This window comes from Streptomyces sp. NPDC024698, from assembly GCF_055559015.1.
Genome location: NZ_JBVHLK010000007.1, coordinates 36,732 through 51,003, shown reverse-complemented (window position 1 = coordinate 51,003; position 14,272 = coordinate 36,732). Strand labels below are relative to the sequence as shown.

The window sequence follows — 14,272 nt, the reverse complement described above, 5'->3', positions numbered from 1 at the left end:
CCGCAAGGGGACGGTGTTCAGGGGCGGTAGGCGATCTGCGGTACGTCGAAGCAGTTCGTGTTCATGTCGCCCTGGGTGACCCAGCCCCTGCCGTCGCGCCAGCGGGCCACCGACAGACAGGTCCGGCGTGTCCTCGGCGGCTCGGGCAGCCGCTCGTAGGTGACGGGGAGCAGCAGCCCGCCCGCGGTGTAGGCCCTGCCCCGGTTCATGAACGCGTCGACGCAGGCCCGGGTGACGCCCGAAGGGGGGCAGGACTTCGCCGCGTCGGTGAACCACCGTGCCGCGGCCCATCCCTCCAGCTGCCACTGGGAGTGGGCCGGCAGCCCCTTGGTCGCGTCACGGAACTCCCGTACGGGGGCGTCGCCGACGTCCTCGTAGTTGCGGCTGGACCCCGTGGCCCACAGCGCGTTGCGGCAACGCGGCGCGTCCTTGTAGTCCTGGGGCACGGTGGAGGTCCAGTTCTGGACGTTGGTCACCTTGGCGACGACGTGGGCGCCGACGTCGTCCATGGCCTTGCAGAGCTGGGCGTTGCCGTGGGTGTCGAGGGCGTCGAAGACGAGGTCGGCGCCCTGGGCCTTGAGGTCGGCCGCGGCGGCGCGGAAGTCGGGCAGCGCGAAGTCGACCTGTTCGGTGACGACGCGGTAGCCCTCGGTCCTGAGTCCCTGGGTGACCAGCCGGGCGTAGGCGGCGGAGGCGGACTGGTTGTAGGAGACGACGGCGGCGGTGCGGGCGCCGTGGACGCGCTTGAAGTAGCGGTAGACCTCGGTGCCGCCGTAGAGCTCGCCGTTCCAGCCGGGGGTGCCCTCGCGCGGCGCGAGGCTGCCGTAGATCCCGTACAGGTGCGGATAGGTGTCGTAGGCGGCGCCGATGGGCTGGCCGCCGATGTCGGGCACACCCGCGCGGGACACCTGGGGTGCGCCCGCGTAGTCGAGGGCGGTGGTGGCGACGAGCGCGACGACCTTGTCCTCGTCGATCAGCCGGTGCACGCACGCGCTGTTGCCGACACCGCTGCCGCCGTCGTCGCACAGCCGCACCTCGACCTGCCGTCCGCCGATGCCGCCGTGGGCGTCGAGCCGGTCGAAGAAGGCCTTCGCCCCGTCCCGCGGTCCGGTGAAGGCGGCGGCGCCGACGGGGCTGGTGGAACTGCTGATGATGCCGACGCGGATCGGCGCGGCGGACGGCCGGGGTGGGGGCGTGGCGCGGTGCTCGAAGTCGCTCTCGGGGAGCCGGCTGCCGCAGGCCGTGCCGAGCAGGAGCAGCAGGCCCGCGACGGCGGCGCCCGTCGCTGTGCGCCGCACCGCGGGTCAGCAGCCCGGGACGGGGCTGGAGGACCCGTTGCCGCTCAGCTGGACCAGCGCGCAGAGCGTGTTCACGGAGACCTTCCAGGTGCCGTTCTGCTCGACGGCCGTGCCGGAGGCGTTCGGCAGGGCGGTCGCGCCTTTCAGGGTCAGCGTGTAGGTCACGTTCGCCTCGGTGGGCGAGGTGAACTCGACCTTGTTCACGGTGGCCTTCACCTGCTGACCGCGCTGGTCGCCGTTGAAGCCCTGGAGCACCTGGGCCATCCGGTCGCCGTTCTCCAGCACGGCCTGCTTCTCCTTGGCGGAGACGGCCGGGTCGAAGAACTTCTCCCAGTTCTGCCTGATCTCGTTCCCGGCCGCCGCCGGGTCGGCCGGGGCCGTGGCCGGCGGCACACCGGTGGACTGCTGCGCCGGGGGTGTGGACGACGCGGAACTCCCGCCGCCGCCGTTGTCGCCGCATGCCGTGAGGGCCGCGGCGAGGACGAGGACCGCCGCACCCGCCATCGCCCTGACGTTCCCCCGCCTGAGGTCGCTCCCGAGAACCATCTGGCTCACCACCGGGTGTCGGTCCGGGCCGAAAGCGCCCGTCGCTTTCAGGGTCGGCTTCCAGAAGGCATAGTGCAAGCCATCGGCCGGCTTGGACAGATACCCGACGTGTGGGAGTCCGGATGCGGACAGCTCGACCGCGCAGCGTGCACCCCGCCCTGTGGGCCGGCTGGGCCGCCCTGGCCGCCGGAGCGGTGTTGTGCGTGATCGGCTGGTACGGCGTCTCGGGCGAGCGGTACGCCGAACGCCAGCTGCCCTACCTCGCGTCCTGCACGGTGCCCGGCGCGGCGCTGATCGTCGCCGGCGCGGTGCTGCTCGCCCACGGCAGGAACGCCTCGGCGACGGCCCGCGTCGAGGAGCTGTACGGGCTGCTGGTGGCCGCCGACGCCGAGGAGCCGGGGCCGGCGGCCGGTGCGCCCGTGGCCGTCGGCGGTGATCTGCTCATGGTGCCGGGCGGCACCCTGTACCACCGCGCGGACTGTCCCCTGGTGGCGGGAAAGCCGGAGGCAGTGCCGGCCGACTCGCGGGTCCTGGCGAGCGGGGACCTGGGACCGTGCCCGATCTGCGAACCCGACGGCGGGGACGGCCCCTCCGCCGGCGGGCCGCCCTCCCCCGCCCCCGGCGGCCCGCCCCTCACCGAACGCCCGGCCGCACCGGAGCACCCTGCCGTCCCGGAGCGCCCTGCCGTCCCGGAGCACCGGGCAGCTCCGGAGGGCCCGGCCGCCCCCGAGCGTCCGTCCACCGGTCCGGGCGACTGATGTCCTCGCTGACCTACGACCTCACCCTCGCCGGTCTCTCGGTCGGCGGCGCGGCGGCGCTCACCGGGATCGGGCTGATCGTCACCTACCGGGCCACCGGGGTGCTCAACTTCGCGCACGGCGCGATCGCGATGGTGTGCGCCTATCTGCTGCGCCAGTTCACGGTCGGATGGGGCTGGCCGCTCGCGCTGGGCGCCTCGGTGACGCTGCTGGTGGTGGCCCCGGCCATCGGGATGGCTCTGGAGCGCTTCGTGTTCCGGCCGCTGTCCCTCCTCGGCGGCGACCCGGCGCGGACCCTGGTCGCGAGCATCGGGGTCTTCGTCCTGCTGGTCGGCGGCGCCGCGCTCGTGTGGGGCACCGGCGCCCGCGCGGACGCGCCGACGCTGGTGTCGGCGGACCCGTGGGGCCAGCTGGCGGTGGCCGTCGCGCTGGTCGCCGGCGTGGGCGCGGTGACCCGCTGGACCCGCTTCGGCACGGAGCTGCGGGCCGTCGTCGACGACCGCCCGCTCGCGGTGCTCGGCGGCATCGACGCCGACCGGGTGGCCGCGGCGGGCTGGGCCTTCGGCTCGTTCACCGCGGGCCTGACGGGCGTGCTCCTCGCCCCGTACGTGCGGCTCGACCCGTACGGGCTGCCGCTGCTGGTCATCGAGGTGATGGCGGTCGCGGTGGCGGCCAGGATGCGCAGTCTGCCCGTCGCCGTCCTGGTCGCGCTCGGCATCGGTGTCGCCCAGAGCCAGCTGACCCGGCTGCATCCAACGGGCTGGGCGGAGCCGCTGGTCGAGGCGGTCGGCGCCAATCTGTTCGTGGTCGCGCTGCTCGTCGCCGCGCTCGTGCTGCCCGGCATCGGCGGCCGGGACGCGCTCCCGCGCGGGGCGACGGTCCGCGGGCCGGCGCCGCCGGGGGCACGGGCGGCGGCCGTCGTACTGTTCCTGCTGCCCCTGGGGTTCGCGGGCTCGGACCTGTACACGGCGGTGCAGGTGCCCGCGCTGGGTGTCGTGCTCCTCTCGCTGGTCGTGGTCACCGGCCGGGGCGGCCAGATCTCGCTGGGGCAGGCCGCGTACGCCGGTCTGGGCGCCCTGTTCACGGCGCTGCTGGCCGCTGGGCGGTTCCCGGGGCTGCCGCGGCTGCCCGAGCTGGCCGCGCTGGCGGTGGCCGTGCTGCTGGTGGCCCCGCTCGGCCTGCTGACCGGGTGGCCGGCCATCTCACGGCACGGTCTGGCGCTCGCGGTGGCCACCTTCTCGGTGGGCGTGGGCGTCAGCCGGTTCGTCTTCGAGCAGCCGTACGCGGTGGCGGGTCTGTCCCTCGGCCGCCCGGCCGGATTCGGCGGCGACCGCGCGTACTACGCGCTCGAACTCCTGCTGCTGGCGGTGGCGCTGCTCGCGGCGCACACGCTGCGCCGGGGCCGGACGGGCCGGGCCCTGGCCGCCATGCGGGACCACGAGGCGGGCGCGTCGGCCGCGGGCGTCCGCGTCCCGGCCCTGAAACTGACGGCGTTCGTCGCGGGGGCCGCGCTGGCCGCCCTGGGCGGCGGCATGCTCGGCATGGGCCTGCGCGCCTTCGACGCCACCGCGTACGACCCCGTGCGCGGTCTGCTGTGGTTCGCGGCGGTCGTCGTGCTCGGCGCCGACAGCGTGCTCGGCGCGCTCGTCGCCGCCGCCCTGCTGGTCGGGCTCGACGCGGGAGCCCGTGGCGGGGTCGCCGCCGCCCTGATCGGGCTCCTCGCCGTCCTCGTCGGCCGCTTCCCCGAGGGCCCGTACGAGGCCCTGCGCACCGCGCTGTCCCGCCTGCGCCCCGCCCGCCACGCGACCCTGACTCCCCTGGGCACCCGCACCCGCATCCATCTGCGCACCACGGCGGACACCGTCGCCACGGCATCCGCCCCCGCCCGACAGGACTTCACCCCACCGACCCCGATTCCCACCGGGCCCGGCACGAGAAGAACGGCGGTCGCCGGAACGCAGGGCGCGGGCCCGTACGGCCGGTCCGTCGGCGGGGGTGCGCAGCCGCTCGGGGCTCGGTGGCTTCGGCTCGATCACGGTGGGTTCACCGCTCTGGACGGGGTGACGCTCGACGTCCCTCCCGGGCGGGTCATCGCGGTCGTGGGGCCCAACGGGGCCGGGAAGAGCACCCTCTTCCACTGTCTCGCGGGCACACTGCGCCCCTCGGGCGGACAGGTGCTGCTGGGCGGGCGTGACATCACCCGGCTGGCCGCACACGCGCGGACGCGGCTGGGCATCGCGCGGACCTTCCAGCAGCTGGCGGTGTTCCCGTCGCTGACCGTGGCGGAGAACGTGCGCGTGGGAGCGGAACAGGGCCGGACCACCGATCCCGGGGCTGCGGAGCGGGCGTTGCGGCTGCTCGGCCTCGACGGGCCGGTGCGGTCGCTGCCCGCCGCGGGGCTGCCGACCGGGACGCTGCGGCGCGTCGAGCTGGCCAGGGCGCTCGCCGGAAGCCCCCGGATCCTGCTGCTCGACGAGCCCGCGGCCGGTCTCGACACCGGCGAGGTGGCCGCGCTGGCCCGGGTGCTGCGGGCGCTGGCCGCGGACGGCATGGCCCTCCTGGTCGTCGAGCACGATCTCGACCTGGTGGCCGGTCTGGCCCACACCGTCCACGTCATGGCGGCCGGGCGGATCGTCGCCTCGGGTCCCGCCGGTCGCGTGCTGGACACGGGGGCCGGCGGATGAGCATCGCCCTGCGCGGCGCGCGTGTGCGCTACGGCCCCCTGGAGGCCCTGCACGGCGTGAGCCTGGTCGCCCCGGGCCCCGGACTCACCGTGCTGCTGGGCCGCAACGGCTCCGGCCGTACGACGGTGCTCCGCGCCCTCGCCGGAGTCGTCCCGCTGTCCGCCGGTGCCGTCGTCTGGGACGGCGTCGAGGTGACACGCCTTCCCGCGTTCGAGCGGGCCCGGCGCGGGCTGTGTCTCGTCCCGGACCGCCGGGCCGTGTTCGGTTCGCTGACCGTGCGCGAGAACCTGGAGCTCGGGGCGGCCGACCTCCCGGCGGCGCTGGTCGCCTACCCGCAGCTGGAACCGCTCCTGCCGCGCCGCGCGGGCACCCTCTCCGGCGGCGAACAGCGGGTGCTGGCCCTCGCCCACGCCCTGTCGTCCCGGGCCCGCGTGCTGCTCGTCGACGAACCCGCGCAGGGCATGTCACCGGCGGTCGCGGCCCGGACGTACGCGCTGCTGGGCGCCCTCGACGCGTGTGTGGTGATCGCCGAGCAGCGGCTGCCGCCGGGACTGCGCGGGCGGCCGGGCCGGACGACGTACGTCCATGAACTGCGCCGGGGCGCGGTCGTGTTCAGCGGAGAGGCGGGAGAGACGGCTGTACGAAGCGTCGGGCCGCCGGGTTCAGGGGTGGCCCGAACAGGGCGGGGGCACCGGTACGGGAGGCGCCCGCCGCCTTCGGGATGACGAGCTTGAGGCCCTTGACGAGCCGGCTCGGGCTGCTGCCGATCTTCTTCCTGTTGACGTTGTAGAGCGTCTGCCAGCCGCCCTTGACCCGGTACTTGCGGGCGATCGACGCGAGCGTCTCGCCGGTCTTCACCACGTGGAAGGGACCCTGGAGTCCGTACGACCTGGAGCAGTCGGGCCAGGCTCCCCAGCCCTGCTCGGCCAGCACCTTCTCGGCGACCTTGATCTGCTGGGCGCGGGTGGCGAGATCGGCGCGCGGGGCGTAGGAGAGCCCGCCGTACCGGATCCAGGTGGGCTGCCAGAACTGGAGCCCCCCGTAATAGCCGTTGCCGGTGTTGGCGTGCCAGCGGCCGCTGCTCTCGCACTGAGCGAGACAGGTCCAGGGCCACTCGTCGTTCGCGCAGTCGTAGGCTCCCCGGAGCGCCCCGGGGCCGGGCAGCGGGGGCGAGGCGGAGGCCTGCGCGGCGCGGGGCACGAGGGCGGCCAGTACGGCGGCGAGCACGGCCGCGTACCGCACACGTCCGCTCGGCAGCCGGGACGCGGTGCGTGGGGCCGGCGCGGTCCGCCGGGTCGGCATGAGTGACATCGGGCCACGCTAAGCAGCGCGTCCGGCCGGCCCGCCCAGCCCGCGCCCGGCACGCCCAGGGCCCCACCCGGTCGGACGACCGGATGGGGCCTTGTGCCCGGGACGAGGGGGAGCGTGGCTCAGATGTCGAGCCGCTGCCCGGGCACGATCAGGTCGGGATCACCGCCGATCACGGACGTGTTGGCGGCGTAGATCTTCCGCCAGGTGGTCCCGTGCCGCGCGGCGATGGCACTCAGGGTGTCGCCTTCGCGGACGGTGTAGTCGCCGCGGGACGAGCCGCGGTTCACGTGGCCCGGCGCCCGGGACGGCGTCCTTGCCGCTTCCCGCTTCGCCGGGACGGACTTCTGGGCCGGCTTCACGGCCGGCTTCGCGCTCGCGGACCGCGTCGACTGCCCGGACCCCGAGGAGCCGGGCGCGCTGTCGTAGGCCCCGGCGCGGGCCGAACAGGTGGGCCAGGCGCCCCATCCCTGGGCGCTCTGGACCTTGGCGGCAATGGCTATCTGCCCGCTCCTGGACGCCCTGTCGGCGGTGGGCGCGTACGCCGTGCCGCCGTAGGCGCGCCAGGTGCCGGCGGAGAACTGGAGCCCTCCGTAGTAGCCGTTGCCGGTGTTGATGTGCCAGTTGCCGCCGCTCTCGCACTGGGCGATGCGGTCCCACACCCCACTGTCGGCCGCGGTGGCGTCACCGGTCGCGGCGAGCACTCCCAGCGGGGCGAGCAGTGCCGCCCCGGCGAGGACCGCCGTCGTCCGTGTCCTGTTCGCCGTACGAGTCTTCTGGCCGTTCCCGTGGGTGGTGTCGGCACATGCGGACATGTATTTCCCTCTCGAAACACCCGGGGTCCCCCAGGAAGGGGCGCGATGGCCTGCGCGTTGGACGCGGCCGTTGCGCTCCGACCCGTCCACCGGTGGCTTGCTGTGATCCGGAAAGGGATCGGCCGGCGGACGTACCCGAGCGGTGCTCGTTGCACACGGCGCAGGAATCTATGGAGCGAGGCGCCCCGATATCAACCAACTCCTTGTCATTCGAGGCCAGTTAGCGGTTACCGTAGGGAACATCGATTTTCGGCCACCCATTTCGTAGGGTGATTTCCGGATTTGTCGACCCCCGACCAGCGCGACCTGTGACTCACTTCACCCGGTCAACTTCCTCCGGCCTTCTGGAAGTTGACTGGGAGTAACCGATTCCGGGGGCGCCTTCACCCTGGGCGTCGGATGGTTCGATTCCGTTCGCTCTCGGGCGTGACTCCGGCCACAGATCACCCGTTGACATCTTCAAGAGCCGGGAACCCCCGGTTCATGGGCCGGGAGCCACCCGGCACCGCCACGCACCGCATCCCGAGGAGCCACCGTGCCGCGCATGCTCGACGTCAGCGACGACGTACGCGCCGAGATCGGCGACGAAGAAGCCGACCGGCTGCTCGCCGGAGAGAACGCCCCCGGCAGTTACGACTGCACGTCGTGCCGCACCCCGGGCGACTCGGAACAGGAGCGCACCAGCACCGTCCTGTTCATCGGCGACGAGACCGCCGTCCTCGCCTTCGCCCACGCCACCTGCCTCCCCTCTCAGGTCGTGCAGGTCACCGAGGAACAACTCCAGGGCGCCGTCCGCTCGATCCACCCCGACGGCGCGCCCGCCGACCCCGTCCCCGAGCAGGCCGTGCTCGGGGTCACCAGCGGACTCGTCCTGATCAACGGCGAGTTGCACCCGGCGCTCGTCGTCGAGCCGACCGGTCCGATCGTGCGACCGGGCTCCACGGACATCGGCGACGACTTCCTGCCCTTGCTGATCGAGCAGGGCTTCATGCCCGCGACCCAGCTGAACTCGGTGCCGCCGGTCCTGCACGGCTGGTCCGTCCTGCTCGCCGCGGGCCAGCTGCACGCCGTGCTCCAGCCGGGCACCGGCGGCGGCTCTCCGGTCGCCTGGTGGCAGGCCCACCAGGCGCTCCAGGTCACCGACAGCTGGCGCGCCGCGGCGAACAAGCTCCAGCAGGTGCTCCTGTTCGCGGCGCCGGTCGGCTCGATCGGCCGTCAGCCGCGGGAGGACCTGCTGCGTGACGCGCTCGACAAGGCGGCCGCCAACGGCCTGCTGGTCGCGGCGGCGATGCCCCTCGCCGGCACGTGAGGGCGTCCCGCCGGGCCCCGGCCCGGCGGGACGCACCGTGGACCGGACGCCGGCGGGGCCGCGGAGGACGCGGGGGCGCGACGGAGAGCCGAGGCGGCCCGGCGGCCTCGGCCGCTCAGGGGTGCCCGTGCGGCGCTCCGCGCCCCCGCGCGCGCCGCTCACCCCCGACGGACCGCGAAATGACCGTTCCGACCGCATCTGTTGGGCGGCGGGGTCGTTGGCACGTACGTGCACACCTACGACGTCCCCGGCCACCGGCCCTTCCAGCCGGTCCCTTCCTCTGGCTCCTCCCTCCGTCCGAGCAGAGAGGTGACGGCGTCGCGGCCGGTGCATGACCCTCATCATCAGGGCGGCTCATCGGCCACCCCGATCTACGACGCGCTCTACGCCGAGTGGATCAGAGCGTTCAGGACCCTGCCCGGTGACCGGCACGGTGAGGAGAACCTGGAGTTCAAGGCCTTCGGGATCCTCGGGCGGGGCTCCAACTCGTTCAGCTCGTCGGGCACGTACAGCTCGTACAGCGCGGGAGCGCAGACCGCCCGGCAGATCTCCGCGCAGCACGGGCACACCACCACGACGACGGCCGTCTGGCAGCCGGGCACCCGCCAGCACGGCTCCGGGATGCACCACATCCCGGCCGCGCTGCCGCCCGCCCCGCGCAGGGGCCTTTGAGCGGCGGTTCCGTGAGAGGTCACGCGTGAGGGGCGGCTCCCCCGGGGGAGCCGCCCCTCACGCTTCGCCCGTGGGCGTTACTTCTTCTTGTTGGCGCCGCGCTTCTCGCGCACCCGCACCGAGATGTGGATCGGGGTGCCGGTGAAGCCGAACTCCTCGCGCAGACGGCGCTCGATGAAACGGCGGTAGCCGTGCTCGATGAAGCCGGAGGCGAAGAGCACGAACCGCGGGGGCTTGGTGCCCGCCTGCGTGCCGAACAGGATGCGGGGCTGCTTGCCGCCGCGGACCGGGTGCGGGTGGGCGGCGACCAGCTCGCCGAGGAAGGCGTTCAGACGGCCGGTCGGAACGCGGGTCTCCCAGCCGTCCAGGGCCGTCTCGATGGCCGGGACGAGCTTCTCCATGTGACGGCCGGTACGGGCCGAGACGTTCACCCGGGGTGCCCAGGCCACCTGGGCGAGCTCGGTCTCGATCTCCCGCTCCAGGTAGTAGCGGCGCTCCTCGTCGAGGGTGTCCCACTTGTTGAAGGCGAGGACGATGGCACGGCCCGCGTCGACCGCCATGGTGACGATGCGCTGGTCCTGCACCGAGATGGTCTCGGACGCGTCGATCAGGATGACCGCGACCTCGGCCTTCTCGACGGCGGCCGCGGTGCGCAGCGAGGCGTAGTAGTCGGCGCCCTGCTGGAGGTGGACGCGCTTGCGGATGCCCGCCGTGTCGATGAACTTCCAGGTGATGCCGCCGAGTTCGATGAGCTCGTCGACGGGGTCACGGGTGGTGCCCGCGATCTCGTTGACGACCACGCGGTCCTCGTTGGCCACCTTGTTCAGCAGCGAGGACTTGCCGACGTTCGGGCGGCCGATGAGGGCGATGCGGCGGGGGCCGCCGACCGCGGTGCCGAAGGTCTGCGTCGGGGCCTCGGGCAGCGCCTCCAGGACGGCGTCGAGCATGTCGCCGGTGCCGCGGCCGTGCAGCGCGGAGACCGGGTGCGGCTCGCCGAGGCCGAGGGCCCACAGGTACGAGGCGTCGGACTCGCCGCTCATACCGTCGACCTTGTTGGCGCACAGGACGACGGGCTTGCCGGCCTTGCGCAGCAGCCGGACGACGGCCTCGTCGGTGTCGGTCGCGCCGACCTTGGCGTCGACGACGAAGACGACCGCGTCGGCGGCCTCGATCGCGTACTCCGCCTGGGCGGCGACGGAGGCGTCGATGCCGAGGACGTCCTGCTCCCAGCCGCCGGTGTCGACGAGCTTGAAGCGGCGGCCCGCCCACTCGGCCTCGTAGGTGACACGGTCGCGGGTGACGCCCGGCTTGTCCTCGACGACCGCCTCGCGGCGGCCGATGATGCGGTTCACCAGGGTCGACTTGCCGACGTTCGGGCGGCCGACGACGGCGAGGACGGGCAGCGGGCCGTGGCCCGCCTCCTCGATCGCGCCCTCGACGGCCTCGATGTCGAAGCCCTCTTCCGCGGCGAGCTCCATGAACTCCGCGTACTCGGCATCGCCAAGTGCCCCGTGCTCGTGTTCCGCCGAGCCGTCGGGCTGGATGTGGTCGTTCATGAAGTCCGTACCTCGTCGTTCATCGTGGTGATCGGTGGACCATCCCTTAACGGGGTGATCCACTACTAAGTGTCGCCTAACGCCCGACGGGGCGCCCGGCGTTTTCCCGGCGTCCGGTCAGATGTCTGGCGTTGTCCAGGTGGGCGCTGAGCTGCTTCTGGATGCGGCCGGTGGCCTCGTCCAGCGCCTGTCGCGTGCGCCGGCCGCTGCCGTCGCCCGCTTCGAAGGGGTCGCCGAAGACGACGTCGACCCTGCTCCGCAGCGGGGGCAGCGCCTTCGTCAACCGGCTGCCGCGCTCGGAACTTCCCAGTACCGCGACCGGGACGATCGGCGCTCCGCTGCGTACCGCGAAGTACGCGAGCCCGGCCCGCAGCGAGGCGAAGTCGCCCTCGCCCCGGGTTCCCTCGGGGAAGATCCCGAGGACTCCGCCGGACGCCAGGACGCCGAGGGCGTCGGTGATCGCGGCGCGGTCGGCGATCTCCCGGTCGACCTTCAGCTGGCCGATGCCCAGCAGGAACGGGTCGAGCGGACCGACGAACGCCTCCTTCTTGATCAGGAAGTGCGTCGGCCTGGGCGCGACGCCCATGACCATCGGCCCGTCGATGTTGTGCGCGTGGTTCACGGCCAGGATCGCCGGACCGGTCGCCGGGACCTTCCAGGCGCCGAGCACGCGCGGCTTCCACAGCCCGTACATCAGGCCGACGCCGATACGGCGCCCGACCTCGGCGCGTCTCGCGGAGGGTGCGCTCACCTGGCGGCCCGCTTCTCCTCGACGAGGGTGACGACACACTCGATGACCTGCTGGAGCGTGAGGTCGGAGGTGTCCACCTCGACCGCGTCGTCCGCCTTGGCGAGGGGGGAGGTCTTCCGGCTGGAGTCGGCCGCGTCGCGCTTGACCAGCGCCTCACGCGTCGCGTCGATGTCCGCGCCCTTGAGCTCGCCGCTGCGCCGGGCGGCGCGCGCCTCCGGGGAGGCGGTGAGGAAGATCTTCAGGTCGGCGTCGGGCAGCACGGTCGTGCCGATGTCGCGGCCCTCGACGACGATGCCGGCCGCCGCGGACCCGGCGAGCGCGCGCTGGAGCTCGGTGATGCGGGCCCGCACCTCGGGGACGGCGCTGACCGCGCTGACCTTGGAGGTGACCTCCGGCGTACGGATGGGTGCCGCGACGTCGCTCCCGTCGACCGTGATCGTCGGCTCGGCCGGGTCGGTGCCGGAGACGATCTCCGGCTTGCCCGCGGCGGCGGCGATCGCGGAGGGGTCCGTGATGTCGATGTCGTTGCTGACCATCCACCACGTGATCGCGCGGTACTGGGCCCCGGTGTCCAGGTAGCTCAGACCGAGCTTCGCGGCCACGGCCTTGGAGGTGCTCGACTTGCCCGTGCCGGAGGGGCCGTCGATGGCGACAATCACAGCCGGAGCGGTACGGGCGGCGCCGTTTTCCACGGTGGGAACACCTTCCTGGTGCGGGGTGGAGGTCTCTGCGGGGCACGAGCGCGCCCCGCACAAGGTTACCGGCCCCGCGGACCCCGTATTACTGGCCCTTCCCGGCGGCCCTCTCGGCGGCGGTACGACGGTCCTTCGCGGCGGCGGTACGACGGCCCTTCGCCGCCGGGATACCGCCCCGGCGCCGGTCTCACTGGCGCAGGGCCCAGCCCCGCTCCCGCAGGGCCGCGCCGAGTACCGGCACCGCCTTCGGCTCCACCATCAGTTGCACCAGGCCGGCCTGCTGGCCGGTCGCGTGCTCGATGCGTACGTCCTCGATGTTGACCCCGGCCATCCCCGCGTCGGCGAAGATGCGGGCGAGCTGTCCGGGCTGGTCGTCGATGAGGACGGCCACGACCTCGTAGACGCGCGGCGCGGAGCCGTGCTTGCCGGGGACGCGGACCTGGCCCGCGTTGCCGCGCCGCAGGACGTCCTCGATCCCGCCGGCGCCTTCGCGGCGCTTGGCCTCGTCCGAGGACTGGAGGGCGCGCAGGGCCTGGACCGTCTCGTCCAGGTCGGCGGAGACGTCCGCGAGGAGGTCCGCGACGGGGCCCGGGTTGGCGGAGAGGATGTCGATCCACATCCGGGGGTCGGAGGCCGCGATCCGGGTCACGTCGCGGATGCCCTGCCCGCAGAGCCGTACCGCCGTCTCCTCCGCGTGCTCCAGGCGCGCGGCGACCATGCTGGACACCAGGTGCGGCATGTGCGAGACGAGCGCCACGGCGCGGTCGTGGGCGTCCGCGTCCATCACGACGGGCACGGCACGGCAGTGCGAGACCAGTTCCAGGGCGAGGTTCAGGACCTCGGTGTCCGTGTCCCGGGTCGGGGTGAGCACCCAGGGCCGGCCCTCGAAGAGGTCGCCGCTCGCGGCCAGCGGACCCGACTTCTCGCGGCCCGACATGGGGTGCGTGCCGATGTACGCGGTGAGGTCGAGGCCGAGCGCCTCCAGCTCGCGGCGGGGACCGCCCTTGACGCTGGCGACGTCGAGGTAGCCGCGGGCGAGGCCGCGCCGCATGGCGTCCGCGAGGGTCGCGGCGACGTGCGCCGGCGGTGCGGCGACGATCGCGAGGTCGACCGGCCCCCCGGACGGCTCCTCCGTGCCGGCGCCGAGCGCGGCCGCCGTACGGGCCTGCTCAGGGTCGTGGTCGGTGAGGTGGACGACGACGCCGCGGGCGGCGAGCGCGAGGGCGGCGGACGTGCCGATCAGCCCGGTTCCGATGACGAGGGCGGTCCTCACTGGGCGATGTCCTTCCGCAGCGCGCCGGCGGCGCCCAGGTAGACGTGCACGACGTCGGCGCGCGGCCGGTCGGACTCGATGTGCGCGAGGACACGGACGACCCGGGGCATCGCGCCCTCGATGTCCAGCTCCTGCGCGCAGATCAGCGGGACGTCGACGATGCCGAGCTTGCGCGCCGCCGCGGCCGGGAAGTCGCTGTGCAGATCGGGCGTCGCCGTGAACCAGATGCTGATGAGGTCGTCCGTGGTGAGCGCGTTGCGCTCCAGGATGGCGGTGAGCAGCTCGCTGACCTGCTCGTCCATGTGCCCGGCCTCGTCCCGTTCCAGTTGGACGGCGCCCCGGACCGCTCGTACCGCCACGGTGATGCTCCTCGCTGATCTGTGCTGATCTGTGTGCGTGTCGTGTCACCCCAGCGTAGTCAGCCCCCCGGGCGCGGGTGCGCGGCGCCCGCCTGCCGAGACGGGGACCGCGTGCCCGATCCGGCGGGGAACGGCCGCCCGGCAGCATCGATGTCACCCGAATCGCCCCATTCCGTCACCGTGGGCGAGAACGCGCCCGTGCGCCTCTGGACGCGGGGGCGCTCGTCCGCTCTGATGGCAGGAGACCC

13 protein-coding genes and 1 pseudogene are annotated in these 14,272 nt (G+C 73.7%); 5 read left to right on the top strand and 9 right to left on the bottom strand.

The genetic code is table 11. The features are described from left to right. Window positions 1-17: 17 nt before the first annotated feature. Both ACZ4AA_RS18235 and ACZ4AA_RS18230 read right to left on the bottom strand, forming a co-directional pair. Complete coding sequence (locus ACZ4AA_RS18235; protein WP_467602584.1) at window positions 18-1,298, bottom strand: ABC transporter substrate-binding protein; 1,281 nt, start codon at window positions 1,296-1,298, stop codon at window positions 18-20. Between the two features lie 6 nt (window positions 1,299-1,304). Beyond that, window positions 1,305-1,844 (bottom strand): MTB12 C-terminal domain-containing protein, encoded by a 540-nt coding sequence (locus ACZ4AA_RS18230; RefSeq protein ID WP_467602582.1) that lies wholly within the window; start codon window positions 1,842-1,844, stop codon window positions 1,305-1,307. A 122-nt stretch (window positions 1,845-1,966) separates the two neighbouring features. Here ACZ4AA_RS18230 and ACZ4AA_RS18225 point away from each other — a divergent pair. The 3 genes and pseudogenes from ACZ4AA_RS18225 to ACZ4AA_RS18215 form a co-directional block, all read left to right on the top strand. After that, a pseudogene (locus tag ACZ4AA_RS18225) lies at window positions 1,967-2,428 on the top strand (hypothetical protein); the annotation flags it as partial. Between the two features lie 173 nt (window positions 2,429-2,601). Then, the gene (locus ACZ4AA_RS18220; protein WP_467602579.1) at window positions 2,602-5,286 is read left to right on the top strand and encodes an ABC transporter permease subunit; all 2,685 of its coding nucleotides are present in this window, start codon (window positions 2,602-2,604) and stop codon (window positions 5,284-5,286) included. Then, window positions 5,283-6,011: an ATP-binding cassette domain-containing protein gene (locus tag ACZ4AA_RS18215; RefSeq protein ID WP_467602576.1), complete on the top strand. Its 729-nt coding sequence runs from the start codon at window positions 5,283-5,285 to the stop codon at window positions 6,009-6,011. Before ACZ4AA_RS18220 ends, ACZ4AA_RS18215 begins: the two co-directional genes overlap by 4 nt. Here ACZ4AA_RS18215 and ACZ4AA_RS18210 read toward each other — a convergent pair. Both ACZ4AA_RS18210 and ACZ4AA_RS18205 read right to left on the bottom strand, forming a co-directional pair. Next, a complete protein-coding gene (locus tag ACZ4AA_RS18210; RefSeq protein WP_467602574.1) occupies window positions 5,899-6,597 on the bottom strand; it encodes a LysM peptidoglycan-binding domain-containing protein in 699 nt (232 codons plus the stop codon). The two genes, ACZ4AA_RS18215 and ACZ4AA_RS18210, sit on opposite strands and share 113 nt — an antisense overlap. A gap of 119 nt (window positions 6,598-6,716) precedes the next feature. Continuing rightward, window positions 6,717-7,409: a transglycosylase family protein gene (locus tag ACZ4AA_RS18205; protein WP_467602572.1), complete on the bottom strand. Its 693-nt coding sequence runs from the start codon at window positions 7,407-7,409 to the stop codon at window positions 6,717-6,719. A gap of 535 nt (window positions 7,410-7,944) precedes the next feature. On the opposite strand from ACZ4AA_RS18205, the gene ACZ4AA_RS18200 reads away from it, so the two are divergent. After that, window positions 7,945-8,718 (top strand): hypothetical protein, encoded by a 774-nt coding sequence (locus tag ACZ4AA_RS18200; RefSeq protein WP_467602570.1) that lies wholly within the window; start codon window positions 7,945-7,947, stop codon window positions 8,716-8,718. 327 nt (window positions 8,719-9,045) lie between these two features. Beyond that, complete coding sequence (locus tag ACZ4AA_RS18195) at window positions 9,046-9,390, top strand: hypothetical protein (RefSeq protein ID WP_467602568.1); 345 nt, start codon at window positions 9,046-9,048, stop codon at window positions 9,388-9,390. A 77-nt stretch (window positions 9,391-9,467) separates the two neighbouring features. Here ACZ4AA_RS18195 and der read toward each other — a convergent pair whose 3' ends face one another. From der to aroH, 5 genes are all read right to left on the bottom strand, one after another. Then, window positions 9,468-10,946, bottom strand: a complete 1,479-nt coding sequence (gene der / locus ACZ4AA_RS18190; RefSeq protein WP_467602566.1) for a ribosome biogenesis GTPase Der — start codon at window positions 10,944-10,946, stop codon at window positions 9,468-9,470. A gap of 76 nt (window positions 10,947-11,022) precedes the next feature. Continuing rightward, entirely contained in the window at window positions 11,023-11,640 is a 618-nt protein-coding gene (locus ACZ4AA_RS18185) for a lysophospholipid acyltransferase family protein (RefSeq protein ID WP_467603308.1), read from the bottom strand. 53 nt (window positions 11,641-11,693) lie between these two features. Continuing rightward, on the bottom strand, window positions 11,694-12,389 hold the full coding sequence (gene cmk, locus ACZ4AA_RS18180; protein ID WP_467602564.1) for a (d)CMP kinase: 696 nt from the start codon (window positions 12,387-12,389) through the stop codon (window positions 11,694-11,696). A 190-nt stretch (window positions 12,390-12,579) separates the two neighbouring features. After that, complete coding sequence (locus ACZ4AA_RS18175) at window positions 12,580-13,665, bottom strand: prephenate dehydrogenase (RefSeq protein ID WP_467602561.1); 1,086 nt, start codon at window positions 13,663-13,665, stop codon at window positions 12,580-12,582. Further along, window positions 13,662-14,024: a chorismate mutase gene (gene aroH / locus ACZ4AA_RS18170; RefSeq protein ID WP_037628600.1), complete on the bottom strand. Its 363-nt coding sequence runs from the start codon at window positions 14,022-14,024 to the stop codon at window positions 13,662-13,664. Before aroH ends, ACZ4AA_RS18175 begins: the two co-directional genes overlap by 4 nt. Window positions 14,025-14,272: the final 248 nt, after the last annotated feature.

Bases quoted from the DNA above. Each gene is read 5' to 3' on its own strand.
- ACZ4AA_RS18230 (WP_467602582.1), bottom strand. From the start codon at position 1,844: ATGGTTCTCGGGAGCGACCTCAGGCGGGGGAACGTCAGGGCGATGGCG.
- ACZ4AA_RS18220 (WP_467602579.1), top strand. From the start codon at position 2,602: ATGTCCTCGCTGACCTACGACCTCACCCTCGCCGGTCTCTCGGTCGGC.
- ACZ4AA_RS18215 (WP_467602576.1), top strand. From the start codon at position 5,283: ATGAGCATCGCCCTGCGCGGCGCGCGTGTGCGCTACGGCCCCCTGGAG.
- ACZ4AA_RS18210 (WP_467602574.1), bottom strand. From the start codon at position 6,597: ATGTCACTCATGCCGACCCGGCGGACCGCGCCGGCCCCACGCACCGCG.
- ACZ4AA_RS18205 (WP_467602572.1), bottom strand. From the start codon at position 7,409: ATGTCCGCATGTGCCGACACCACCCACGGGAACGGCCAGAAGACTCGT.
- der (WP_467602566.1), bottom strand. From the start codon at position 10,946: ATGAACGACCACATCCAGCCCGACGGCTCGGCGGAACACGAGCACGGG.
- ACZ4AA_RS18185 (WP_467603308.1), bottom strand. From the start codon at position 11,640: ATGTACGGGCTGTGGAAGCCGCGCGTGCTCGGCGCCTGGAAGGTCCCG.